Origin of the sequence: Streptomyces sp. P13-3-3, from assembly GCF_050571355.1 — a bacterium.
Taxonomy (GTDB): Bacteria; Actinomycetota; Actinomycetes; order Streptomycetales; family Streptomycetaceae; genus Streptomyces; species Streptomyces althioticus.
In genome coordinates this window covers 3695185-3717847 of the sequence record NZ_CP192228.1, presented here as the reverse complement: position 1 = coordinate 3717847, position 22663 = coordinate 3695185, and the positions used below count along the sequence as shown (strand labels likewise).

The following is a 22663-nucleotide window of genomic DNA, read 5'->3' as shown; positions in this document are numbered from 1 at the left end:
CCGGAACGCGGAGTCCGCGGGTGTCCAGGCCGTGCCGTGCCGTTCGCCACAGTGACGGCACACTTCCCACGTCCCCCACACAACCCGCCGATGCCTCACAAACAGCCTTGTTAGCGTCGGTGACAGCTACACCCAGCCGACATCAGGGGGAATCGTCCGTGGCTCGCCGCGCCTTCACCATCACCGCTACCGCTCTCACCGCGACGACGGCCTTGCTGCTGACCGGTTGCGGAGGCGATGAATCCCCGGACGACATCAAGGGAGCGGAATCCGGTTCGCCGAGCCCGTCGGCATCGGCGCCGACCTCGGCCGCGCCCGGCGCGAAGCGCCCGGAGATCACCCTCCCGAGCAGCTTCAGACTCACCTTCCAGGACTGGAGGAGCGACAAGTCCGAGGAGCAGGCCGTCCTCGACGACGGCAAGGAGGAACTGCGGTCCGGGTACGCGGCCATCATCGACAACGACCTCGACAGCGAAGCGCTCGTCTTCTACCACACGGCATCAGGTCTTTCGCAGGCCCAGCAGTGGATCAAGACGTACACCGACAAGAACCTCACGGTCATCGGTGACCTGCCCGTCTTCGACCCCGAGGTCGTTCTCGGCTCCGGAGGTGGAAACGCCGTACTGAACTACTGCACCGACGAGAGCAAGGCGTCGACGAAGAACCTCAAGACCGGTGAGGTGCAGGGCAACCCGCCCGGCACGGACCCCGAGGTCTTCTACTCCGTCTCGATGACGAAGAACGAGCAGGGCGTCTGGCAGACGGTCTCCGTCCGGTCGGAGCGGGGAGGCTGCCAGCGGTGAGCATGCGTCGCGCTCTCGTACCAGCCGTCCTCGTCCTGGCCATGGCGCTGTTGACGCCGGGAACCGCCCACGCCGTCGGCGGAGGCGGCACCCGTGGCGACGGTCCCGCCGGCGGAGTCGAGGGCAACGAACTGACGGCCAAGGCATCGACGTCCCGCATCAAGGTCACTCAGACCAGCGGCCCCACCGGCGGCAGGGGCATCCTGTCGTCGATCGACCCGACCTGGGAACCTCCGCCCTGCTGGTACGAACCAGTGTTCACCCCGGAGCAGTTGAAGAACTTCGCGGAGACAGAGGCAGCCGGGGACGTCAGTATCCGACAGGGCTGGTACGGCGAAGGGCTGTGGACCGACCACTTCAGGGACGGGAAGGAAGCCCGGAACTACTTCGGCACACCCGCGACCGTGCCTGGCTACGAGAACTACAACCTGGGCAAGGACGGCTACTTCTGGCGCGGTGTCGCCCCTGACTGGTCCGCCCTCGACGACACCTCGCTGTGCAGCCGCCTCATGTTCTGGCAGGACGCGGGCGAGGTCCCCGACGAGCCGGAGGCTCCGACACCGGACGTTCTCGCCGCGTACGCCTACGACAAGGTCAAGGTTCCGGAGACGGAAATCGAACTGAGGCCGGCGAACCGGTCCACGGTGAACCTGCCGACCTGGATCTGGCTCGACCGGGGCACGTTCCGTGAGATCAGCGTGCGCGCCGAACTGCCCGGCACGGCCCTGTGGGCCGAGACCACCGCCAAGCCCGTCGCACTGCACCTCGACCCGGGCACGAAGGACGCGGAGACCTACCCCGCCACCGGCGACTGCGCGATCAACGCCGACGGCTCCATCGGCACGCCGTACACCCGCGGCAACGCCGACAGGACCCCGCCGTGCGGAATCCGCTACCTGCGCGCCTCGGGCGGAGACCCGTACCGCCTGACCGCGTCCATCACCTGGGAGATCTCCTGGGAGGGCACGGGCGGCGCCCGGGGCGACCTCCCCGACGGCACGTTCGAGACGACGCAGGACATGACGGTCCAGGAGATCCAGTCGATCAACCGGTGAACAAGAACCGCGGCCCGGACCTCCGACCGCCCAAAGCCGTACCCTGCTGAAGGCAAGGGTCGGCCACGGGCTACCGAGGGGGGATTCACGTGGGTGAGGGTAAAAGCGACCTCGCGCTTCCGCTGTCCGATCTGGAGGACTACGGGCGCCGGCTGCGGTCGTTGAAGAAGCGGATGAACCACACGAAGAAGCTCTTCGACTCGTACAAGGACGACATCGGCGACGGCAGCGTGAACGACGCGCTGTCCGACTTCGAGTCGAACTGGGAGGACGGGCGCGAGGACATCACGCAGCAGCTCGACGCGCTCGCCGACATGTCCGACGCGGTGGTCCGTGAATTCAACAAGCTCGAGAACGAACTCACCAAGCAGGTCAACGAGAAGATGCGGGTCGAGGACAAGCGCCCGAAAAAGGGGAACGGGGCCGAGGAGTGAACTCCCCGGCCCCGGACCCGCGTCGCGGGCTCAGTACAGCGACGCGTGCAGGTGGCCGTCCACGGCGATGCCCTGCGCGGACACCGAGGCGCCCACACCGGCGGTGAGGGCGAGGTTCCCGGCCTCGACGTGGATGCCGAGCGCGCCCGGCTCCGCGTGGACGCCGATGTCGAGGCCGGCGCCACCGCCCGCCTGGCCGCCGGAGACGAGGTCCAGGTCGGCGTCGGAGATTTCGGCGGTTTCCACCCGGGGGGCGAGGTTCATGGGGGCGCGTTCCCTTCGTATCGGACAATGCGTCGCGGAATGTCCGTCGATTCCCGTCACGGAAGGTCGGACCAGGAAAATCGCCGGTCCACGACGAACGAACAGCACCACTCGATCAAAGCACGCGGGGATACACCCGACCAGCGCCGTCCGGACTGCGGTCCACCCCCACACGCCCCGCACGTCACAGGTGTGACGGGAACAGCGGGAAAAGGTCGCAGGGCCTTCACACCCGATTGACCGGAATCCCCCTCGCCGCGGTCACGGCCGGTGAATTCGCGTGCTCGCGTAAACAGCGTGAGGTGTACTCGTGAACCCTGTGCCGGTTTCCCGAATGTCTCGGGCCGGGACGTCCGCCGCTCAGAGCTTCAGCGTCCGCGCGATGCCGTCCACGATGCCTTCGAGGGGTTCGTCGAGGACCGGTTCGGTCCAGGACACCATCAGCGTGACGGCCGCGTCGGTCGTCGGCGGGCGTACGCCGTGGAACAGGGTGCGGACCACGGGGCGCGGCCCGAACAGGCGCTTGCGCTCCTCGACGAGGTTCTGCCGGATGCGTACGGCGTCCCCCAGCGGCAGCCGCACGCGGCGGACGTCCGGCGGCCCGAAGTCCGTCGCGGACATCGACTCGGCGAGCAGGTCGAGGGTCACCTCGGGATACGTCTCGTCGGGGTGGATCGCGTCCAGTTCCAGCACCGCCGCCACGGTCTGGTGCCCGCTGATGTACCAGCCGAACGCGCCCAGCGGCTCCCTGCTCCGGCTGTCGGCCGCCGCGCGTTCCAGATCGCGGGCCAGCGCTGGGGCGTTGCCCTTTTCCCCGTCCCGCGCGTACCGCTCGACGAGCTCCTCCGCCTGGTACCTGGCCCAGTAGGACAGGTCGATCGTGCCGGTCACCGGGAACGGCACCCAGTCCTCCGAGCACTCCAGGCCCAGCGTCGACAGGTCGTCGGTCATCGGCGGTTCACTCCGTCCAGGTCAGCGAGGAGGCGATGGCGTCGAACAGCCCGGCCATGGCGTCGGCGACGGGTTCCAGCGGGGTGGAGAAGGTGAGCAGCAGGTACTGGGCGCTGCCGGGGACCGGCACGTGGTACTCCACCGAGACGGAGGCGCGCTGCCCCTCCTGCCGCTCCCGCTCGGTGGGCCGCGTGGTGGACCGGACGCGTACGGCGGTGCCGGCGGCCAGTTCCTCGACGCTCACCTTCGTGTCGTCCTCGTCCGGTTCCGCGCCCTTCGCGAACGCCCCGGCGAGGTCGTGCGGCGACAGCGGCTCGGGGCCGCGCAGCGGGGCGAGGCTCACCAGGAGTGAGGCGGGGATCGTGAGCGGTCCGGCCTCCTGGAAGCTGAGGTACAGCTCGATGCCACCGCCGTGGTAGGCCTCGGCGGCCCGGCGGCGCAGATCCGCGCGCATCTCGTCCTTGAGGTGAGGGGCGTTGTCGATGCCCTGGAAGCGTCGTTCCACGAGCGCGTCGACCGACCGGTCCCGCTGTTCCGGGTCGAGGAGGATCCGGAACCAGCCGTCGGGCAGCAGGAGCCGGTAGTCGGACGGTGGTTCGTCGTGCTCGGGGCGGGTCGTCATCGCCGGGCCTCCTCGTTCGTCGTACGCTCCGCCGCGGGCCGGTCGAGCACCAGCCGTCCGCGCAGTTCGTGCACGGCGTGCGGCACGGCCTGGAGGACGAGGCCGAGAGCCCCCGCGGCGACGGCCGCGGGGCCTGCCGCCGTGTCGGCGACGCGCACGCCCTGGATCACGGAGAAGAGGTTCCCGAAGGCCATGACGGCGGTGGACGAGACTCCCGCCGCCGTGCCGGGGAAGCGTGCCGTCCGGCGGGCGTCCCGGCCGGTGCGGGGCAGCAGCCCGGTGCCCAGCACCGGTCCCTTCGGCCAGGTCCGCTTCCCGCTGAGCCGGCGTTCGGACACCGCGAGGCCCGAGGCGCCGCACAGCCGCGACCATCCGTCGGCGCCGCCCGCACCGCCGAACCACAGGTCCCACGGGAGCACCGCCCGCACCTGCTCGCCCGGCCCCCGCAGCTCCGCCCCGACCGGCCGTCCGGTGCCGTCGAGCACCTTCACCAGCCGCGTCACCGCGTGCGGTCCCGAGCGGGCGAACCAGTACTCCTGGCCGCCGAGGTCCCGCAGCACCAGGTCGCGGTCCTGCACCCGCAGCTCGGTGTCCCGCAGGAAACGGACCGTGGCCCCGGTCCCGGCCGCCGGATCGGGTGCGACGCGTTCGACGACCGTGATCCGCCGTCGTCCCGCCCGCAGCCGGGTCCAGGCGCGCAGCGCCAACCGCGTCACCGGCCCGCACAGGGCGGTGAGGGCGAGCAGCAGGACGAGCCACCCGGGCACGGTGTCGGAGAAGACGACCACGGTGAACGCGGAGAACCACAGCGTCCCCGCGGCGCCGCGCACGCACCAGTACCAGAGCGGGAAGGCCGGGCCGGGCCCGAGGGAGACGCCTCCCTTTCCGGAGCCCGCCCGAGGGTCGTTCCGGTCCCGCGCGACGTGCAGCGGCACGCCCGCGGCCTTCAACAGCCCGGCCACGCCCGTACGCTCCAGCAGCTGCTCCCCCTGCACGGCACGCTCCGGAAGCGCGGGCGCCTCCGGCAGCCACTCCCCGAGGGGGATGCGGGCGACCTGCGTACCGCCCCGGTCCTGGAGCCGCACCTCGCCCCAGGCGCCCGGACGGCCGGGCTCGTCGCGGCCGGCGTCCGCGGGCGCCGCGTCGACGAACACCGCGCGGGCGACACCGCCGTCCCCGACCGGCACCCGGCGCGTACGGCCCCGGGCGCGGAGCACGAGGGCGCCGTCCTCCGCGGAGAGCCGTGAGCCGTGACACCGTTCGAGCCCGGGACCGCGTCCGGCGGCCGGCCGGAGAGCGGGCGCCTCGGTCACGGGGTCACCTTGTCGGCGACGGAGGTCACCGTGCCGTAGGCGCCCTCGGCGCCGGCGACCACACCGGCGGCGGTGGAGCCCGCCCACACGTTGGTCTGGCCGGTGAAGTTGTTCAGGGCGTTGCTGACCGCGGGGAACTCACGGGCGGCCGGGGCGATGCCGTCGAGTCCGGCGGCCGTGCGGGCGAGGTCCGGGTCCAGGGTGCCGGCGGACCGGGGGGCCGCCATGCCGCTCAGGCCCTCGCGCCAGCCCTCCCGGGAGAAGGCGTTGCGGATGGATTTCACGCCGTCGACCGTATCCCGGGCCATGGCGGACGGGCTGAAGCCCTCCTTGATGTTGCTCCAGTTCGGCAGCTTGCCCTTGGGCATGGTGGCCATGGCGCGGGCCGCGTCCTTGCCGCGGATCGAACCCTGCGCGCCGCGGTTGGCGAGGTTCCACGCCTTGTTGGTCTTCATGCCGGACCGCACGGCGTTCTTGTACAGGTTGCTGCGGGCCAGCGCCTTGCTGCCGGCGGCCACGCCCTTGGCGCCCGCCATCGCGGCCCGCCCAACGCCGAAGGTGGCGACACCGACGGCGTCCAGGACGACGGCCTTCCAACTGCCCTCACCACCCAGCGCCAGCACCAGGTCGGTCGCCAGCGCGACGACGCTGGCCGCCAGGGCGATGGCGCCCGCGACAGCGGCGATCGCCTGCCCGATGACGGGGATCCAGCCGAGCGCGAGCGCCGCCACTCCGGCCCACAGGGCGATGCGTCCCGCCCATTTGGAGATCTCCTTGAGCCAGCCGGCGTTCTCGTGGACCCAGTTCTTGAACTTGTCCTTCCAGCCGTCCTTCAGTCCGTCGTTCTCGATGACGTCGTGGATGGCGTCGGCCGCCGCCTGCGCGGCGCGGTCACGGATGCCCTTGGCGGCCGCCAGCGCCTTCTTCGCGTCGGCCAGCGCGGACGTCGCCGCCTTCTGCCGGTCGGTGTGCCGCTTGCGGTCCGGGTCGTCGTCCGGGGTGTCGTCCGGCAGCCCGTCCAGGGACCGGCGCGCGCTCCCCAGGCTCTCGTCGGCCTGTTCGGCGTCCTTCAGCGCCTGGTCGGCCATCTGCTGGGCGCGGTGGAGTTCCGAGGCGAACTCGTTGCTGCACACGCCCTCCCGCACCTGGGTGCCGAGCGCCTACGCGGCCTCGTCGTACCGCTTGAACGCCTTGCGCAGCTTGCCGCTCGCGCCCTCGGCGGCGCCGCGGAACTCGGTGGCGGTCTTGCCCTTCCAGTTCTCCACCGACGCCAGCGCCTCGATCTCGCGGGCCTCCTTGTCGATGGCCTCGGCGGTCTTGCGCAGCTGCCGTCCGAGCCGGGCGACGGTCTCCGGGTCCCCGGGTATCGGGTCGGCGGACTCGTCGAGCACGGCCCAGCGGTGGGCGGCCGGTCTGGCGGTCATCGGCCCGCTCCCTTCGGCTGGTCCTTGTCGGTGCGCCGGAGCGCCTCGGCGAGCTCGTGGTCGAGCTCCTCGTACGACTGGGCGGCGGACTTGGTGATCCCGTGCAGTTTCTCCAGCTCCTCGGTGAGCTGCCTGCGGTGGATCTTCCAGTTGTCGGCGAAGGTGTCGAAGGCGTCCAGGATCTTGTCGGAGCCGAGGTCGTCGACGCCGTACCCCTCGGCGGGGTTGGCGCGTTCGGCGAAGGTGTCGCGGATGCGCCCGAGCGAGCGGGCGGTCTCCTTGATCCGCGCGATGTCGGCTTCCTGGTCTCCCACCGTGTCCTCCTTGCCCGTGCCGTCCGGACGCTGCGCCCTCAGCCGACCTCGTTCTCCGCGATCGCCTGCCCCCGCACCACCACGTCACCGCCGTAGAACATCCCCGTGAACACGGGCGAGTACGTGAGCTGGACCTCGACCTCGACCGCGTCGACGGTCGCCGTCACGCAGTGGGTCCCCGCGATGTCCGCGCCCGACATGTTCATCTCGCGGGCGAAGGCCTTCACGCGGGCGTCGCAGTTCTGGAAGTTGATGGGGGCGGGGCCGCCCTCGTTGTCGTAGAGGGCCTCGCGGTCGATGTCCTGGGCGGCGTAGCGGGCCGCCTGTTCCGCGATGTCCGCCGCGCGCTCCCGCTTGGAGATCGACATGCCGCCGTCGATGACGAAGGCCGCCAGGGAGAGGAAGACCAGCGCGAAGATGATGACCGCGCCGGCGCCCGAGCCGCGGTCGTCCAGCCGTCGGGCGCGGTCCGCGAGCCAGGTCCGGACATGTGCGCGCGGGCCCGGCGCCGACGTGCGGGTGCCGTCCTCGGGTACGCGGGTCCTCACATCGCCCTCGGATACGCGGGTCCTCACGCCGTCCTCCGGTACGGGTCGAGCGGCGAGCTGAAGCTCGCGGTGAGCGTCGTCGGGATGTCCAGGCCCAGCATGGCGAGGCCCCGCACCTCGCAGCTCACCTCGACGCTGAACAGGGTGTCCGGTTCGAAGCCCTGGCTGGTCTGGACGACGGTCACCGGGCCCGAGCAGACGTCGGCGAGGTTGGCCTCCGCCGCCGCCCGCGCCTCCGCCATCGCCGTCGCGTGGTCCTTCTGGATCGACCCCGCACGCGCCGCGTCCCGCGCCGCGCCGTCCAACGCGCCGCGCCCGTCGACGAGTTGGCCGAAGGCCACCAGGACGAGGATGAACAGGATTATCACCGGCGCGAGGATGACGACCTCGACGGTGGACAGACCCCGGTCGCCCGAGTCCTGCCGGACGGCGCGTGGAAGAGAACGGCGCATCAGTTCTCCCCCTCCTGCACGAACCGCTCCACCGGTCCCTGAGACCGCGCGTGCACCGTCAGGTCGAGGCCCGGGAACACCGTCGGGATGCGGGCGGTGATCTCCACGCCGACCGTGTTCTGCTCCGGCTGGAGCATCTTCACGTCGGGGGCGATGACCAGCTGCGGTCCCAGTTGCCGGATGTAGCTGTCGACCACGTCCCGCGCCTCGCCCCGCCAGCCGCCCGGTTCGGCGTCCGCCGTGGCCCGCGCCTTGCGCGCGCCCGCCTGCGCCGCCGCCTGCGCGACGTGATCGGCGAAGAAGTACAGCGCGAACTGCACCGTCGCGAAGATCATGAAGAACAGGATCGGCGTGAGGAAGACGAACTCGATCGCGGTCATGCCGGAATCGCCGCGGGCGGAGGCGGCCTCCACCCGTCGGCGTACCCAGCTGCGTACGCGCACCGGCATCCCCGTCACGTCGAGAAGGTTCGCGCGGTCAGCAGGTCTTGCCCGCGTCCGCGCCCTTGATGCAGTCGCCGACCTTGTTGGCGCCCTCGCTGAGCGCGGCGTTGATGATCGCGGCCACGACGCCCACGATCGCCACGACGACGGCCGAGATGATGACCCACTCGACCGCGGAGGCACCGCGGTCCAGTTCGCCGGAGCGCGCCCGCTCGACACGCGCCCGCATGAAGGTGACCAGGAAGTCGACGGCGGGGATGCCGGTGTGGAAGGTACGTCCGTTCATGACGCGTTGTCCTCTCGAATTCGGTTCACGGAAGTTCTGACGTACGGCGTGCGGTCCGCGGTTCGCGGCTCACCGGTCCGGTATCTCACACCTGGAACACCCGCATCGCCGCCGGGAAGATCAGGAACACCAGGAACCCCGCGCACAGCAGCAGCTGCGCCACGAGCATCGACTGGGACTTCTCACCCGCGCTGCCCTCGATCTCGGCGAGTTCGCGGTGCCGCATGGTCTCGGCGCGCGAGGCGAGGGACTCCCGGACCTTCGCGCCGTCGTCCGCGACGAGGGCCAGCGAGGCGGAGAGGTCCTTCAGCTCCTCCACGCCCAGCTCCTCCCCGAGCTGGCCGAGCGCCTGCCACTGGCTGAGGCCGGTGATCCGCGCGTCGGCGAGGGCGTTGCGGATCCGCTGCGTGGCCCAGCCGTCGGACACCTCGGCCGCCGCCATCAGCGCCTCGGGCAGACCGCGGCCGCCGGCCAGGCTCATCGACACCAGGTCCAGGTACGCGCCGATCACCCGGCGCAGGTCGCGCCGCTTCTCGGCGGCGTCCCGGCGCACCTCCAGGTCGGGCAGCACGAAGAACAGCACCGCGCACAGCAGCGCCAGCCACACCGGGACGGCGAGGCTCTTGCCGAAGCCGAGCTGCCACACGATGGCGAACAGGAACGGCCCGAAGAACAGGCCGGCCACCGCCAGCAGCACCTTCGTCGCCAGGAACTTCTCCCAGCTGCGTTCCAGGACGGCCAGGTCGGCGCGCAGGGACCGCTGTTCCCAGCCCTGCTGCCGGTAGAAGTCGGCGACCTTCTCGCCCACCTGGGCGCGGAGCGAGGCGAAACGGCCGGACGGTTCGCGGTCCGTGGTCCGCGCCGACTCGTACGCCGTGCCGCGGGCCCGCATCGCGTCGATCCGGGCCACCTGGGAGAGCGCGCTGCGCTTCGTCGGCATCAGCGCGCGGACGAGGACGTAGACGCCCAGTCCGACGACCGCGCCGACGAGCACCGGCATCGTCAGTCCGTCGTTCACCGGCGTACCCCCTCTTCCGGCCGGAACGGCGACGCCTGCGCGGGCGCGGCGCCCGGGGTGCGGGGACGCACCAGGCGCACCGAGGACTCGTCACGCACCAGGAAACGCTCGGGCGTCTCGATGGTGGACAGCTTGCGCAGCCACCAGAAGCCCAGCGCGAACAGCCCGCACACGCAGGCGAGGACGACCTGGCCGACGGCCGTGCCGTACGGCTCGACGAAGTCGCGGTTGAAGATGGACAGGCCGAGCACGAACGCGATCGACACGGCGACCACGATCTGCACCGAGCGGCGCGTGGACGCCCGCTGCGCCATGACGCGCTGCCGCATGTCGACCTCCTCGCGCGCCGACTTGGCCAGCGCGCCGAGCACCTGCCGCAGACCGGGGCCGCGCAGGCGGGCGTTGAGGATGAGTGCGGCGACGATGATGTCGGCGGAGGCGTCGTCGATCTCGTCGGCGAGGTGCTGGAGCGCCTCGGGCAGCGGGGTGCGGGCGCGCAGCCGGTCGACGAGCGCGTCGAGGTGCGGGCGCAGCACGGGCGCGGCGGCCCGCGCGGACGCCGGGATGGCCTGCTCCAGGCCGACCGCGCCGGCGATGGTGTCGCGCAGGGACTCCGTCCAGGAGGCGAGCGCCTCCACGCGCCGCATGGCGGCCCGTTCCTCGGAGGCGCCGCCGAAGAGCCGGTCCCAGAAGAAGACGAGGACGGCGGAGGCGACACCGGCGACGACCCAGCGGGTCATCAGCAGCACGGCGAGTCCGACGAGCGCGGCGAGGGATCCGCGCCGCCCGGCGAACCGGAGCAGCTCGCCCGCCCGTTCGCCCGCCTTCTGCTTCTCGTGCTCGGGCTTGGCGGGCAGTCCGCGTACGGCGACGAAGAACAGGGCGAGGCCGCCGCCGACGGCGACACCGCAGGCGAGCGCGTACAGCACGGTGGCGGAGAACAGGCCGCCCATCGAGCCGACGGAGCCGAGTGCGGCGAGGTCGGCGGTCATCGGTGGATCGGTGGTCATGGGCTCACCCCCACGTTCCGCTGGGCCGGTAGCCGTGGGCCATCAGATCCTCCAGGCAGGCTATGGGGGCGTGCGGGACGACCCGGCCGTCGGGCGCCTCGGCGAAGACCTCGCTGGACAGCACCCGCCCGTCGACGCCGTTGACCTCGCGTACGGAGGTCACGCTGCGCTGGAGGCGGCCGCCGCTCTGGAAGCCGTTGCGCCGCTGGACGAAGACGACGAAGTTCACCGCGCCGGCGATGAGCATCTGGCTGGCCTCGATCGGCAGCCGCTCGGTGGCCTGGAGGGCGTAGGTGGAGATGCGGTTGAAGACCTCGCTGGAGCTGTTGGCGTGGATCGTGGACAGCGAGCCGTCGTTGCCCTGGGACATCGCGTTCAGCATGGTCACGATCTCGTCGCCGAGCACCTCGCCGACGATGACCCGGGAGGGATTCATACGCAGCGACCGGCGCACCAGCTCCGCCATCGAAATGGCGCCCTGCCCCTCGGAGTTGGGCAGCCGCTCCTCGAACGCCACGACGTTGGGGTGCAGATCGGGGAAGGTGTCGAGGCCCAGCTCCAGCGCGCGCTCGACGGTGATGAGACGCTCGTGCGGCGGGATCTCGTTGGCGAGGGCGCGCAGCAGCGTGGTCTTGCCGGCGTTGGTGGCACCCGCGATCATGATGTTCTTGCGGGCGCGGACCGCGCAGGCGAGGAAGTGCCCCAGCTCGGGGGTGAGGGTGCCGTTGCCGACCAGGTCGGAGATGAACACCTTGCCCATGCGGGCCCGGCGGATGGACAGCGCGGGTCGGCGAGCCACGTCCATGACGGCCGACAGACGCGAACCGTCCGGCAGCCGCAGGTCGAGCTGCGGGTTCGCGGAGTCGAAGGGCCGGGACGACAGACCGGAGTAGGCGCCCAGCACCTGGATCAGCTCGATGAGCTCATCGTCGGTCTCGGCGACCGGCTCGCCGCGCACCTCGCGCCCGTCGGCGTAGCCGACGAACACCTGGTCGCAGCCGTTGATGTCGATGTTCTCGACCTCGGGGTCGTCGAGCAGCGGCTGGAGCCGCCCCACCCCGAACAGGGCCGCGTGCACGGCGGCCGCGTACTGCTCCTCGGTCTCCGCGTCCAGCGGCGTACGGCCCGCGTTGATCTCGGAGCGGGCGTACTCCTCGAGTATCTGGGCTATGACGGCGCGCGCGTACTGCCGCTCGTCCTCGGTGGACATCGGCGTGACGCCGTTGACCTGGTCGAGGCGGCGCTGCTCCGCGATCCGGTCACCGGCGTCCTGACGGAACCGCTTGACCAGGGAGTGGTCGACAGCGGTCATCGCCCGGCTCCGTGGCCCTGCGGCGGCGCGGCGTGCGTCTGCTGCTGGGCGGCCTGGGCCTGCGCGGCCCACGCGGCCCCGTACTGCTGGTACACGTCGGCGGTGACCTTGCGGGCCGAGCGGATCAGCAGCGACTTGTCCAGGCGGCCGCGGCGGCGCCCCGCGAGCTGCTCGGCGCCGGCCGGGTCGTCGGCGAGGGTGCCGACGACGCGGGCGCCGGTCTGCGCGTGCACGAGCATGTCGTTGACCTGCCCGGCCAGCTTGGCCGCGTTGCCCGGGTCGGCGACCAGGACGACGCCGATGACGGGGCTGTTCAGGGTGGTGGCGCCGCGCGACCCGCCGTGCAGCTTGCCGGCCAGCGCGGCCGCCCGGTCCCGGACCCGGGCCAGCGCCTCGGGCTCGGTGCGGGAGATCAGCAGGACGAGGGAGGCGTGCGGGAACAGCTCGACGGCCGGGGTGTCGCCGCTGATGCGGCCGCAGTCGGCGATGACGTCGGCGGGCGCGTTGGGCGAGTCGGCGAGGGAGGCGAAGGCGTGCCCGAGCGTGGGCCACAGCCCGGCGAGTCCGGCGGCCTGCTCGGCGATGCCGAGCCCGACGAGGACCTCGAGTCCGCCGCTCAACGGCTGGACGTGGTCCCAGAGTTGGTCGGGCACGAGGCCGCGCCGCGCGGTGGCGGCTATGGACAGCATGCCGGTGTTGGGGTTGAGCGGACCGCCGTGCGCGGCGGCGCTGCGGTACACGAGGTCACCGCCCGCCGGGTCGGTCTCGGCGAGCAGGACGCGGCGCGGCCAGACCGCCGCGAGGGCGACGGCCGCGGTGGTGACGCCGGGGGAACCCTTGTCGGCGGCGAGGGCGATGAGGGCCATGGGTCGGGTGCCGCCTTCTAGTTGCCAGGGACGAGGACGAGCGCGACCTCGCCGTTGGTGGCGGCCTGGGTGAGCGCCGCGGCCTGCGCGTCGTCGACGAGGAGCGTGACGGGGAGGTTGCTGCTGCTGACGAGGTCGTCGCCGCCCTTTTCCTGGACGTAGTTGACGAGGGCCTTCTCGACGATGACGGAGTTACCGCCCGCGGAGCCGGCCGAGCCGCCGTCGGCGTCGTCACCCGACCCGGACCGCGAGGTGCCGCCGACGCGGTACGCGGCCACGGTGACACCGTTCTTGAGCCCGGCCGGGTACTGCCCCTCCTTCAGGGACAGACCGACGAGGGCCTTGCCCTCGGGCACCTTGGCCTCCGAGCCGAACATCTCCCCGACGGCGACCACGCCGGCGGGGATGGTGGTGACGGCCTTCAGCTTCTTCAGGGCGTCGAGCTGGGACCACTGGACGTAGTGGATGCCCGGGTCCTCGGCGACCATCACCGACGTGGTGTTGCTCTTGGTGACCGACTGCCCGGCCGGAATCTCCTCGGTGATCTTGACAACCTCGATACGGTCGCCGGCCTGCAGCACGAGCATGGTGGCGCCGAGCGCGCCCACCAGGATCAGCAGCACGGCCAGCGCGGCGAGAGCCGGCTTGCGCTCACGGGGCGGAGTGGGAAGCCGCTCACCGACCGACGGCCCGGCCGGAGCCGCGGAACGACCCGCGCCCGCCCCCGTACGCTCCTGGATCTTCACGCAGCCGCTCCCCGTACACCCAAGATGATGTCTGCCAAGTTCCTAGAAATATCGGACACTTCACCCGCGTCCGCTCGCGCGCGGACAGGGCGGGACGCGTGGGGCGTACTCGCCTTGATGGGGGCGAATAGCCAACGCATACGTGAGTGTCAAGCCATCGCACCGTATCAGCCGGGCATACGGCCCTCAAGGCACGTTCACCCTCGGCCGCCTCGACCCTCTCACCGTTGCCCATCTGCAATTTCATGCTTCAACAACCCTGTGGGAACGGCCGCAGGACGACGCGTCCACTGTGCGGACGCGAAGCTTCAGCTCCCCCTTCGGGGGCGTTTTGCGGCCACTTTCTCACCCGCCGCACACGCCTCCCCCACCAACCGCTCACGGAGGCCTCGGAGTCGCGTGCCATGATCGTGCCTCGAACCGGTGACCGGCCGGTCGCCCAGGACGACGGACGTCACACCGATACCGGCGGCGCGGAAAGTCACCGAGCACGCGACAAGCAGGCATGCGGGGGATTCACGTGGCGGAGGCACGGACGAGGACACCACCGCTCGGCGGTGCGGCGTTTGCGACGGACGCACGCCTGTCGGAGAGGGTCCGTGCCGTCGGGGCGCGTGCCGGGGTCGACTACACGGACGACGCGGCGGTGAGCGACCTGCTCGAGCGGCACCGGCGTACCGTCGACCGGGCCGCCCGCGGGCCCGCCGGATGGATCGGCGGTCTCGCCCTGGCGGCGGGCGCGATCTGGCCGTTCGTCGGCCACGCGGCCCCCGCGACGGCCGGTAGACCGCTGCTCGCCTATGCCCCCGCGGGCCCGCTGCTGATCCTGGCGGCCGCGTGCCTCACGCTGGCCCGCCTCCGCTGGAAGCGTGCCCTGCTGCACAAGGAGCTTGCGGGTTACCGCGAGGCGCTGGGCCTCGCCCGGGCCTACGGCATCGAACCGGCCCATGTTCCGGCGTGGCTGGAGGGCCGCCGGGAGGACGGAAGCGGCAGGGGCGTCACGCCGATACCGAGGTACGCACCGGTGGAGCGGTCCACCGAAGGCACCGGCACACCTCCGACTATGACGCCCCCGTCGAAGCCGGAGGCGGTGTCGGAGTACGAGCGCGTCGCCGACCAGGGCGGCTGGCACGACGAGGTGGGCTGGCTGCTGCTGTTCGCCGGCGGGATCGGCGCCGCGGTGGCGGTCAGTTCGGGCGAACCCCTCGGACTCGCCGCGCTGGCGCTCGTGCCCCTCGCCGTCGTCGTCTGGGTCGCGGGCCACCGCCAGGGAAGGCGCAAGGCGGACCTGCGGCCGGAGGCGGAGGCATACGCCCGAGCGGTCGCGGCGGCACGGGCGGCGGGCGCGGAAACCCCCGACCTCCCCCCGCAGCTACGGGCCTTGCTCGACGACTGACGGGGCTCCGACCCATCAGCCCGGCGCGCACTTGACCCTCTTCGCACTGGCATCGAGGACGAGTGACTGGGCCGCTGGGTGGAATGGAACACACCGCAGTCGCCGAGGACCGATCTCACTGACATGACCTGCGCGTTCCGGGGATACGCCCGATCGCTCCCCTTCAGCCCCACGCGCCGTGAACGCGCCTTTCGCAGGCCTCTTCGCCCTGGCGAAACCGGAAACGGCACCGATACCGTCTCTGCTCTCGACTGCACTTCTGTCTCACGGGGAGTCACTGTGAAGCGCCGCACCTTGTCCACCGCCATCGCGTTCGCCGCCGCGACGGCTCTGCTGCTCACGGCTTGTGGAGGCGGGGACGACGGGTCCACCGACAGCGACGAGATCACCGGCGCCGGCCGGCAGTCCGAGCAGCCGAGCGAGTCGGCGGAGCCGGGGGCGCAGGAGGAGGACAAGCCTGACGGCGTGGATCTGTCGCTGCCTGCGGACTTGAAGCTGGTCTTCGACTGGGACAAACCGAAGGACAAGAACGAGGCGGCGGCGATGGATGACGCCGCGAACTACGTCCGGGCCATCTACCACGGCATCGACAACCGCTCGACCGACGACGCCGCCCTGGTGGCCTACTCCAAGGGGCAGGGACTGAAGTACGGCCAGACGCAGATCGACGCCAGGCTCGACGGTGGGTGGACGGCCACCGGCACCCGCCGTCATTACCAGGCCACCACGCGCTCGACACCCGCCGGCGACACCGTCGAAGTGGCTTTCTGTGTCGACTCGACCAAGTTCTATTCGAAGGAAGTGAAGACCGGAAAGGTGCATAGGGGTACACCGAGCCTGTCGGACTTCGACTACTTCAAGATCATCATGGTCAAGATGCCCACCAGTGACGGCCTCTGGCAGGCGTCCGAGGTGTACGTCGAGGGGAAGGCGGCGAAGTGCCAGTGACCAGGTCATGGGCCGCCTCCGCCGCCGTCGTCCTCTCCCTGACTCTGGGTCTCACCCTCACAGGTACGGCCTACGCCGGCGAGATCCCCAGTAACACCGAGGGCGGGATGGAGCAGTCTGGCGGCAAGGACGACAGCGGCATCTACGCCGCGGCCCGCATCACGTACTCCGGCTCCGTGGCTCCGAACGGCGCCTCCGGCAACGTGACGTCGGCGGACGTCAACTGGACTCCCCCACCCTGCTGGTACGCCCCCTATCTGGGAGCCAAGGACTTCAAGGCGAAGATGTCCAAGGACATCGAGCGCCAGCTGAAGACCCCCGGCATCGGCAGCACCGCCGGCTCCGCCCTCACCGAGCTGAAGCGCCACTACGAGGCGGGCTACGGCTGGTCCGACAACCCCGGTTACGAGGACTACAACGTCGACAAGGACGGCGAGGGCATGTTCTGGGCCGGCGTCGAGAACCCGAACGAACCAGACGCGCTCAAGCGGAGCTCCTGCAACGACCTTCCCTTCTGGGTGGACAACGGCGAGGCGCCCCCGCCCCGGTACGAAGAGGCCATCACACCCCAGATCCTCGCGGCCCTGGCCTACCAGCACATGCAACTGCCCGACACCGAGGTGACCCTCGCACCGGAGCAGACCACCAAGGTCAACCTGCCGACCTGGGCGTGGCTCGACACGGCCGTGTTCGACGAGGTGCAGGCGACGGCAGCCCTCAATGTGCCGGGCTTCAACCTCCAGGCCACGACGACGGCCAGACCGGTGTCCCTGACCCTCGAGCCCGGCACCGAGGACGCCGTGACCTACCCGGCATCCGGCGAGTGCGTGATCAACGGCGACCGATCGATCGGTGAGCCGTACGCGAGGGGCAAGGCGAACCGCACCCCGCCGTGCGGCATCAAGTACCTCCGCTCGTCGGGCAACGGCACGTACAACCTTCAGGCCACGATCACCTGGGAGATCTCCTGGACCGGCACGGGCGGCGCGGGAGGCGACCTGCCCGACGGTGCCTTCGGCTCCACTCAGGCCGTCACGGTTCAGGAGATCCAGTCGATCAATCGCTGAGCCGCCCTCATAGGCTTCGGCGACGCCGTGCACCACCCACATGAGAACAGCGGACATGTCAGCGAACGGGGAGGACGTCGGCCATGGGGCCCACAGATGCGGACAGCGCCGCAGAGTTGAAGAAGCGAGCCGAGCGGTTGCGGGAGTGTGCACGTGAGGCTCGGTCGCTGGCACGCAAGCTGGGGCCGTACCTGGACGATGCCGTGAAGAAGGCGATCCCCCGCGCCGGCTCACGGGCCGGCAACAGCGAGGACGCCATCTGGCAGGGGCCGTACGCCGACACGTGCACCGAACAGCTTCGGCAACGGCAGCGCACCCTCAACGACATGGGTGGCGCCCTGCTGGCCGACGCCACCCGTTGGGAGAACCAGGCCGCGGAACTGGAGCGGCAGGCCAAGGAGAAGGACAAGGCCAAGACCGGCACTGGGGGCAACTGATGGTCTTCCGAGGGTTCGACGCTCCCAAGCTCACCGCGCTCGCCAACCACCTCGACGCGCTCGCTTCGGACGCGGGCAAGTTGCACAGTCAGTTGGCCGCTGTTCTGACCTCCGCCCAGCAGAACCTGCCGTCCGGGCAGAGCGCCTCCCGCAACCCCGAGCTGCAGGCCCTGATCGGGGACGTCATACCCATACCTTCCTTCTTCGGCGGCCGCCGTCGGCTGCCCGGGTCCCTGACCGGTGAGCTCGGCGACATGCAGTCGTCGATGAAGCGCCGGATCAAACAGTTGGAGGGCGTGCAGGAACTGGCCCGTAAGGGATACCCCGTCGCCGACGGCAGTGTGTTCCTCGACGAGAAGGCCCCGGACGCCGAGAAGATCGACGAGGCCCTGCGCAATCTGCGAGCCCTCGAAGGCAAGGATTTCGGCACCAACGGCAACCGTGACGATCTGGAGAAGGTGTCCGGTGAACTCGACGGGCTGACGGCCGCCGAGATCGACGCCCTCATGTCCAAGGCGTCGCCGAAGGACCTGGCCTTCTACAACGAACTGCTCACCAGCACAGACGACTCGGCATGGAACCCGTTCGACAAGAACGGCCTGCCCGAGGACAAGCGCCGGGCGACGCTCGGCCTGATGCTGTCGAAGATCAGTCCCGAGAATCTGCCGAAGTTCCAGGCGGCCTTCCCCGGGATGCAGCCGACCTTCACCAACACGGGCGCGTACGAGGCGGGAGGCAACAACCAGAACGGGCAGACCAATAACGGCATCCACTGGGCGCCGCCCGGTGACCCCCTGTTCGTGAACGGTGTCTCGGCCGACGACGTCAACCAGAACCAGTTCGGCGACTGCTGGTATGTCGCCTCGCTGGCGGGCCTGGCGCAGAAGAACCCCCGGTTCGTGCAGGAAGGCATCAAGGAGAACCCGAACGGCACGGTCAGCGTCAGGGTCTGGGACAAGGAGGGCAATTACCAGTGGGTCACCATGACCGCAGACCTGCCCACCGACCAGAACGGGAACCCGATCAGCACCTACGGCAACGGTGAGTCCTGGCCCGCGTACTACGAGAAGGCCTTCGCGATGGTCTACTCGGAGGACGGCGACGGTGAACGCGGCTACGGCGGCATCGAGGGCGACGACCCGAAGAAGTCCGCCCCCTATCTCACCGGGCGCGAGGGAGAGGACCTGAAGACCGGTGGCTTTCTCGGCATCGGCGAGCACGACGACAAGGACCTGAGCGCCTTGAAGAAGGCATTCGAGTCGGGGCAGGTCGTCACCGTCTCCACGCCGGCCGACGAGAGCCTGGACAAGAATCACCCCAAGGAATGGGGCAGCACCTACCACAGTAATCATGCTTACTACGTCCGCGGCTTCACCGATGACGGCAAGGTCATCCTCGGCAATCCCTGGGGGACTTCCGGCTATCCGCCTATCACCGTGACGCAGGAGCAGTTCAACCAGTACTTCCAGAGTCCGGAGGCGTTCGATGTCCCGTGACGAATCCCGCGACGCACGGCAGGTGAGTGGAGTGACGACCGACCGTCCTCAGGTGAAGTACCCGTTCGAGTTCGACGGCCGGTGGGTGCTGCGCTACCACGTCCCGTACACCGTCGAACACGACGGCGCCACCCATCGCATCCTCGCGACGATCTTCGCCGAGCCGTCGGTGCACGGACGGATCCAGATCAATCGCGACGGGCAGTTCATCGTCGAGTACGACGAGCTGGTTCCCGGGGACAAGGTGGAGATCACCGGTGACGAGTGGCGGGTGACGGAGGTCGAGTACCGGACCCACGTGGCACTGGAACGTGTCACGGGAATTACGAAGGAGGAAACCGGTGCTCAGGGTGAGTAGGTTCCACGGCGTCACGGCATCCGTACTGGGCGCGCTCGCGCTCGTGGCCGGTTGCGGATCCTCCTCCGGTGGAGGCGACGGCACGCCGACGACGGCTCCGACGACCACACGGGCGGCTGCCGAGGACAAGGGGCCGGTGTGTGTCGGGGAAACGTCGCGGGACGGACTGCATGTCCTGCGCGGTGGCGGCTTCCAGCTGCCCGGCGGCGGGGGTGTGCAGTACGCCGAGGCCCAGGCCGACGGCGCGACACGCAAGGCGACCCTGCGCGAGGGCGCACGGTACGCGTCCGGCCAGCAGCAGTGGACCGTAGAGCTCGGGGCCCAGGTGAACGTCTCCGGCCATGCCTACACCGTCCGGCAGATCTGCTCCTACCGCGTCGTACTCGAACCGGAGGCTGCGGCAGACAGGGCCGCACTCGCCGCAGCCCCCAAGTCCATGAAGTCGGTGGGCGGTTCCGCGGACGCGCCCCTGTGCTTCACGACCAACCCCGACGTCCTCGCCGCCGCATCAGCCGGATTCCCGGACGAGGGCGAAGATCTGTCCCTCGTCGGCAACGGCGGGGTCCAGCGCTTCCCCACAGGCCTGTCCCTCACGGTCTCGTACCTCGACACCGACGCGGGGACGGCGGGCATCGCAGCGAACTGTGCGGCGATCCCCGCCGCCACGTACGAGGACGTGCGTGTCGGTGATCCGGTGGAGTTCGCGGGGGTCGTGTTCGAGGTGTCGGCGCTGTCGGAGACCGTCGTGAAACTCGCCCGCTCGAACGCGTAGCCTCGCCTGGGACCGTTCCTCTGAAACACCTCGTCACGGCCTGAGGCCATGGAGATTCACTGATGTTCGGCAAGCACAAGAAGACGGACGAGCCGCCCGTACCCGTCATCCCCTGGTCTGACATCTGGGAGTGCAGCATCACCGATGAAGAGCGGCCGGCTTCCGCACATCGCAAGCACGCCGTGCTGGGTCCGCGTGCCTTCAGAGTGGCGCAGGGCGCAGGCGCCCAACGCGTCCTCTCGCCATGCGCCTTCTTCCCTCCTCCGACCCACCCGGAGGACCTTGCAAGGTCACTGTACGAGGACCCGGAAGGGACGCAGCTGCTCTGTTCCGTCGATGAACCGGAGAACGTGGACGGCATACGCCACCACCGCGTAATTGGTGCTGGGGGAGAGATCGTCGGAACGATTCTTCGTACTGCTCCCCTCAGACACGCGCTGAAGCCGACCTGGAGAATCGACCAGCCGGGCCACCCTGCCATCGTCAGCAGCGCCGAGTGGGCCGAAGGCGGACGCAAGGACATCGTGCAGCGTGGCGCCGGAAAACTGCTGTTGGGTGCGGTTCAGGCAGTGGCCGACATGGGCGCGGAGGGTGGCGACCAGGCTGCCAAATCACGCGTCCTCGAATGGCGGTCGGGCACGGACCTTGTCATGACGTCCGACAACGACGTCCGATATCTGATCAGAGCCGATTGGCTGGACCGGCGCCTGGTCTTCGCGTACGGCCTGCTGCGCAGCATGTGACCGAGGCGGAACACGGCGGATCACCAACATCAGGGCATGGACGAGTAGGCATTGACGCACGCCGTCAGGCCGGAACGGGGGTCGAACGATGGCACTGAGGAACGTCAACCCGGACGATCTGGACCAACTCGCGAAGCTCCTGGACGGCCGGGGCGGCGTCGAGGACAAGGTGGACGAGGCTTTCACGCGGGCCTCCAGGCTCGGAGTCAGCAGCAAGCTGGCCTCCCTCAAACCCCTTCGCGGCTGGGCCCGGGACACCGCATCCGACCTCCGCAAGCGGAGTGTGTTCGCCCGTCTGGAAAGTGGTGACCCGCACGCCGGGCTCCTGTGGGCCGGATTCAGTGCTAAGGAGGTAGAGAAGCTCAAAGGAGAAGGGCTCGGGCCGGACGCCTTCCTCCTGGCCAACTCGGTGGCGGCCAGTGACGATCCCCATGCCAACGAATTCAGGCGCAAGCCCGACGAAACGCTGAGCGAATGGATCGAGCGGCTCGAGGCACACGCCATCACGCGCATACCCGGGCTGCAACCGCACGAAGAGACGGTCGCCAGCATGATCGGGCTCTACGGCGACTGGGCCGGTGTCACCGCGGCCACAGCGGTCGTCACCATCCAAGGTGCCTCGCTCACCAAGGTCCTGGTGGGCAATTCCCTGAAGGCCGGAGCCCTGCGCACCTGGAAGACCCGCCTGGGCGTGGTCCTGCGGGGCTCGGACAACGGACTCATACGGTCCGCCGGCAACGGCCTCATCAAGTGGACACCGAAGATTCGCTCCTTGAGCGCCCCGGGCAGCTGGCTGCCGGGTCAGTTGGGATCCCTCTTCGGCCGCAGCACGGCCTACCAGAACGTTTCCCGTATTCCCCTCACGAGCGGCATACGAGGAGACCTGCTAGGCGAGGGCTACAACTGGGTCCGATCGACCCCTCTGATGAGCACCCTGCGGGCCAACGGCGTGATCGACTTCCTGGTTGGCTCCGACGAACTCGCCAAGGCCTACGGCGGTTTCACGCATGCGGGGCAGCCCGTGGCGCGGGCTGGGAACGCAAGCCTGATCAAAGTCTTCACGAAGGCCGCCAACCAGCAGCGGTTCGTCAACTCCGTGGCACAGGTCGCCCCGGACGTCGCTCGGGGCCACGGCGCATTGCGCACCGGGCTGGGCGCCGCCGCCAAGACCGCCGGATTCCTGCGGGGCGCCGGAATCGTCGGTGGTGTGGCCGCGACCGGCTTCAGCGCAGCCAATGTCATCTCCCAGGGCAACCCGGTCGACGCGTTCAAGAAGAGGGGCGCCGCGTATGTCGCCGACGTCGCCGAGGTCGGCTTCAACGCCTCCCTCACGGCGGCCATGGTCGCTCCCAACCCGGTGACCATCGGCCTGGCTGTGGGAACGGGCCTGATCTATGGCGGAGCCAAGGTGGTCGAGCACTGGGACGACATCAAGAAGGGCGCGGGAGCAGCGAAGAAGTGGGTGGGAGACAAGGTCGGAGACCTGGGCAAGAGCATCGCCAAGTCGAAGGCGAATCCGATGAACTGGTTCTGACCCAGCCCGTGGGATGCCGTCGTAAGTGACAGGATTCCGGCACCGGCCGCA

General features: G+C 70.0%; 28 protein-coding genes. 12 read left to right on the top strand and 16 right to left on the bottom strand.

Annotation, left to right across the window (positions count from 1 at the left end; genetic code table 11):
• The first annotated feature begins 158 nt into the window (after window positions 1-158).
• The 3 genes from ACQZOG_RS17060 (at window position 159) to ACQZOG_RS17050 (ending at window position 2292) form a co-directional block, all read left to right on the top strand.
• Window positions 159-803, top strand: coding sequence for a hypothetical protein (locus ACQZOG_RS17060; RefSeq protein ID WP_406716418.1), 645 nt, complete (start codon window positions 159-161; stop codon window positions 801-803).
• Between the two features lie 2 nt (window positions 804-805).
• On the top strand, window positions 806-1858 hold the full coding sequence (locus tag ACQZOG_RS17055; protein ID WP_430741882.1) for a hypothetical protein: 1053 nt from the start codon (window positions 806-808) through the stop codon (window positions 1856-1858).
• Window positions 1859-1947: 89 nt separating this feature from the next.
• Window positions 1948-2292: a hypothetical protein gene (locus ACQZOG_RS17050; protein WP_351033120.1), complete on the top strand. Its 345-nt coding sequence runs from the start codon at window positions 1948-1950 to the stop codon at window positions 2290-2292.
• 30 nt (window positions 2293-2322) lie between these two features.
• Here the strand turns inward: ACQZOG_RS17050 and ACQZOG_RS17045 are convergent, their stop codons facing one another.
• The 16 genes from ACQZOG_RS17045 to ACQZOG_RS16970 form a co-directional block, all read right to left on the bottom strand.
• A complete protein-coding gene (locus ACQZOG_RS17045) occupies window positions 2323-2556 on the bottom strand; it encodes a hypothetical protein (protein ID WP_033272547.1) in 234 nt (77 codons plus the stop codon).
• Window positions 2557-2916: 360 nt separating this feature from the next.
• A complete protein-coding gene (locus ACQZOG_RS17040; RefSeq protein ID WP_033272548.1) occupies window positions 2917-3507 on the bottom strand; it encodes a hypothetical protein in 591 nt (196 codons plus the stop codon).
• Window positions 3508-3514: 7 nt separating this feature from the next.
• Window positions 3515-4129, bottom strand: a complete 615-nt coding sequence (locus ACQZOG_RS17035; RefSeq protein WP_033272549.1) for a hypothetical protein — start codon at window positions 4127-4129, stop codon at window positions 3515-3517.
• Complete coding sequence (locus tag ACQZOG_RS17030; protein WP_430741623.1) at window positions 4126-5442, bottom strand: hypothetical protein; 1317 nt, start codon at window positions 5440-5442, stop codon at window positions 4126-4128. The genes ACQZOG_RS17035 and ACQZOG_RS17030 overlap by 4 nt, the downstream gene beginning before the upstream one ends.
• A complete protein-coding gene (locus ACQZOG_RS17025) occupies window positions 5439-6575 on the bottom strand; it encodes a putative T7SS-secreted protein (RefSeq protein WP_430741622.1) in 1137 nt (378 codons plus the stop codon). Before ACQZOG_RS17025 ends, ACQZOG_RS17030 begins: the two co-directional genes overlap by 4 nt.
• A 27-nt stretch (window positions 6576-6602) precedes the next feature.
• Window positions 6603-6866, bottom strand: coding sequence for a hypothetical protein (locus ACQZOG_RS17020; protein WP_430741621.1), 264 nt, complete (start codon window positions 6864-6866; stop codon window positions 6603-6605).
• On the bottom strand, window positions 6863-7180 hold the full coding sequence (locus ACQZOG_RS17015; RefSeq protein WP_033272552.1) for a hypothetical protein: 318 nt from the start codon (window positions 7178-7180) through the stop codon (window positions 6863-6865). Before ACQZOG_RS17015 ends, ACQZOG_RS17020 begins: the two co-directional genes overlap by 4 nt.
• A gap of 38 nt (window positions 7181-7218) precedes the next feature.
• Window positions 7219-7635: a Tad domain-containing protein gene (locus ACQZOG_RS17010; protein WP_230229899.1), complete on the bottom strand. Its 417-nt coding sequence runs from the start codon at window positions 7633-7635 to the stop codon at window positions 7219-7221.
• Window positions 7636-7751: 116 nt separating this feature from the next.
• Window positions 7752-8180 (bottom strand): TadE/TadG family type IV pilus assembly protein, encoded by a 429-nt coding sequence (locus tag ACQZOG_RS17005; RefSeq protein WP_430741620.1) that lies wholly within the window; start codon window positions 8178-8180, stop codon window positions 7752-7754.
• A complete protein-coding gene (locus tag ACQZOG_RS17000) occupies window positions 8180-8629 on the bottom strand; it encodes a TadE family protein (protein ID WP_033272554.1) in 450 nt (149 codons plus the stop codon). The genes ACQZOG_RS17005 and ACQZOG_RS17000 overlap by 1 nt, the downstream gene beginning before the upstream one ends.
• A gap of 28 nt (window positions 8630-8657) precedes the next feature.
• Window positions 8658-8909 (bottom strand): hypothetical protein, encoded by a 252-nt coding sequence (locus ACQZOG_RS16995; RefSeq protein ID WP_006133157.1) that lies wholly within the window; start codon window positions 8907-8909, stop codon window positions 8658-8660.
• Between the two features lie 85 nt (window positions 8910-8994).
• Window positions 8995-9909, bottom strand: a complete 915-nt coding sequence (locus tag ACQZOG_RS16990) for a type II secretion system F family protein (protein ID WP_033272710.1) — start codon at window positions 9907-9909, stop codon at window positions 8995-8997.
• A gap of 14 nt (window positions 9910-9923) precedes the next feature.
• A complete protein-coding gene (locus ACQZOG_RS16985; RefSeq protein WP_193456041.1) occupies window positions 9924-10937 on the bottom strand; it encodes a type II secretion system F family protein in 1014 nt (337 codons plus the stop codon).
• Between the two features lie 4 nt (window positions 10938-10941).
• Window positions 10942-12249 (bottom strand): CpaF family protein, encoded by a 1308-nt coding sequence (locus ACQZOG_RS16980; protein ID WP_193456040.1) that lies wholly within the window; start codon window positions 12247-12249, stop codon window positions 10942-10944.
• Entirely contained in the window at window positions 12246-13115 is an 870-nt protein-coding gene (locus ACQZOG_RS16975; protein WP_193456039.1) for a hypothetical protein, read from the bottom strand. The genes ACQZOG_RS16980 and ACQZOG_RS16975 overlap by 4 nt, the downstream gene beginning before the upstream one ends.
• 17 nt (window positions 13116-13132) lie before the next feature.
• Entirely contained in the window at window positions 13133-13861 is a 729-nt protein-coding gene (locus ACQZOG_RS16970) for a hypothetical protein (protein ID WP_037640994.1), read from the bottom strand.
• 646 nt (window positions 13862-14507) lie between these two features.
• On the opposite strand from ACQZOG_RS16970, the gene ACQZOG_RS16965 reads away from it, so the two are divergent.
• The 9 genes from ACQZOG_RS16965 to ACQZOG_RS16925 all read left to right on the top strand — a co-directional run bounded on the left by ACQZOG_RS16965 (window position 14508) and on the right by ACQZOG_RS16925 (window position 22612).
• Complete coding sequence (locus ACQZOG_RS16965) at window positions 14508-15257, top strand: hypothetical protein (protein WP_430741619.1); 750 nt, start codon at window positions 14508-14510, stop codon at window positions 15255-15257.
• Between the two features lie 279 nt (window positions 15258-15536).
• Window positions 15537-16205: a hypothetical protein gene (locus tag ACQZOG_RS16960; protein ID WP_430741618.1), complete on the top strand. Its 669-nt coding sequence runs from the start codon at window positions 15537-15539 to the stop codon at window positions 16203-16205.
• Window positions 16206-16312: 107 nt separating this feature from the next.
• Window positions 16313-17272: a hypothetical protein gene (locus ACQZOG_RS16955; protein ID WP_430741617.1), complete on the top strand. Its 960-nt coding sequence runs from the start codon at window positions 16313-16315 to the stop codon at window positions 17270-17272.
• Window positions 17273-17355: 83 nt separating this feature from the next.
• A complete protein-coding gene (locus tag ACQZOG_RS16950) occupies window positions 17356-17709 on the top strand; it encodes a hypothetical protein (RefSeq protein ID WP_430741616.1) in 354 nt (117 codons plus the stop codon).
• Complete coding sequence (locus tag ACQZOG_RS16945) at window positions 17709-19205, top strand: C2 family cysteine protease (RefSeq protein ID WP_430741615.1); 1497 nt, start codon at window positions 17709-17711, stop codon at window positions 19203-19205. Before ACQZOG_RS16950 ends, ACQZOG_RS16945 begins: the two co-directional genes overlap by 1 nt.
• Before the next feature lie 31 nt (window positions 19206-19236).
• Window positions 19237-19563, top strand: coding sequence for a hypothetical protein (locus ACQZOG_RS16940; RefSeq protein WP_430741614.1), 327 nt, complete (start codon window positions 19237-19239; stop codon window positions 19561-19563).
• A gap of 136 nt (window positions 19564-19699) precedes the next feature.
• Window positions 19700-20335: a hypothetical protein gene (locus tag ACQZOG_RS16935; RefSeq protein ID WP_430741613.1), complete on the top strand. Its 636-nt coding sequence runs from the start codon at window positions 19700-19702 to the stop codon at window positions 20333-20335.
• 62 nt (window positions 20336-20397) lie between these two features.
• Window positions 20398-21078 carry a hypothetical protein gene (locus tag ACQZOG_RS16930; protein ID WP_430741612.1) on the top strand — a complete coding sequence of 227 codons (681 nt, stop codon included), beginning with the start codon at window positions 20398-20400 and terminating at the stop codon, window positions 21076-21078.
• Window positions 21079-21166: 88 nt separating this feature from the next.
• On the top strand, window positions 21167-22612 hold the full coding sequence (locus tag ACQZOG_RS16925; RefSeq protein ID WP_430741611.1) for a PE-PGRS family protein: 1446 nt from the start codon (window positions 21167-21169) through the stop codon (window positions 22610-22612).
• Window positions 22613-22663: the final 51 nt, after the last annotated feature.

Bases quoted from the DNA above. Each gene is read 5' to 3' on its own strand.
- ACQZOG_RS17055 (WP_430741882.1), top strand. From the start codon at position 806: ATGCGTCGCGCTCTCGTACCAGCCGTCCTCGTCCTGGCCATGGCGCTG.
- ACQZOG_RS17045 (WP_033272547.1), bottom strand. From the start codon at position 2,556: ATGAACCTCGCCCCCCGGGTGGAAACCGCCGAAATCTCCGACGCCGAC.
- ACQZOG_RS17040 (WP_033272548.1), bottom strand. From the start codon at position 3,507: ATGACCGACGACCTGTCGACGCTGGGCCTGGAGTGCTCGGAGGACTGG.
- ACQZOG_RS17035 (WP_033272549.1), bottom strand. From the start codon at position 4,129: ATGACGACCCGCCCCGAGCACGACGAACCACCGTCCGACTACCGGCTC.
- ACQZOG_RS17020 (WP_430741621.1), bottom strand. From the start codon at position 6,866: ATGACCGCCAGACCGGCCGCCCACCGCTGGGCCGTGCTCGACGAGTCC.
- ACQZOG_RS17005 (WP_430741620.1), bottom strand. From the start codon at position 8,180: ATGCGCCGTTCTCTTCCACGCGCCGTCCGGCAGGACTCGGGCGACCGG.
- ACQZOG_RS17000 (WP_033272554.1), bottom strand. From the start codon at position 8,629: ATGCCGGTGCGCGTACGCAGCTGGGTACGCCGACGGGTGGAGGCCGCC.
- ACQZOG_RS16995 (WP_006133157.1), bottom strand. From the start codon at position 8,909: ATGAACGGACGTACCTTCCACACCGGCATCCCCGCCGTCGACTTCCTG.
- ACQZOG_RS16990 (WP_033272710.1), bottom strand. From the start codon at position 9,909: ATGCCGGTGCTCGTCGGCGCGGTCGTCGGACTGGGCGTCTACGTCCTC.
- ACQZOG_RS16985 (WP_193456041.1), bottom strand. From the start codon at position 10,937: ATGACCACCGATCCACCGATGACCGCCGACCTCGCCGCACTCGGCTCC.
- ACQZOG_RS16980 (WP_193456040.1), bottom strand. From the start codon at position 12,249: ATGACCGCTGTCGACCACTCCCTGGTCAAGCGGTTCCGTCAGGACGCC.
- ACQZOG_RS16975 (WP_193456039.1), bottom strand. From the start codon at position 13,115: ATGGCCCTCATCGCCCTCGCCGCCGACAAGGGTTCCCCCGGCGTCACC.
- ACQZOG_RS16955 (WP_430741617.1), top strand. From the start codon at position 16,313: ATGGAGCAGTCTGGCGGCAAGGACGACAGCGGCATCTACGCCGCGGCC.
- ACQZOG_RS16950 (WP_430741616.1), top strand. From the start codon at position 17,356: ATGGGGCCCACAGATGCGGACAGCGCCGCAGAGTTGAAGAAGCGAGCC.
- ACQZOG_RS16945 (WP_430741615.1), top strand. From the start codon at position 17,709: ATGGTCTTCCGAGGGTTCGACGCTCCCAAGCTCACCGCGCTCGCCAAC.
- ACQZOG_RS16930 (WP_430741612.1), top strand. From the start codon at position 20,398: ATGTTCGGCAAGCACAAGAAGACGGACGAGCCGCCCGTACCCGTCATC.
- ACQZOG_RS16925 (WP_430741611.1), top strand. From the start codon at position 21,167: ATGGCACTGAGGAACGTCAACCCGGACGATCTGGACCAACTCGCGAAG.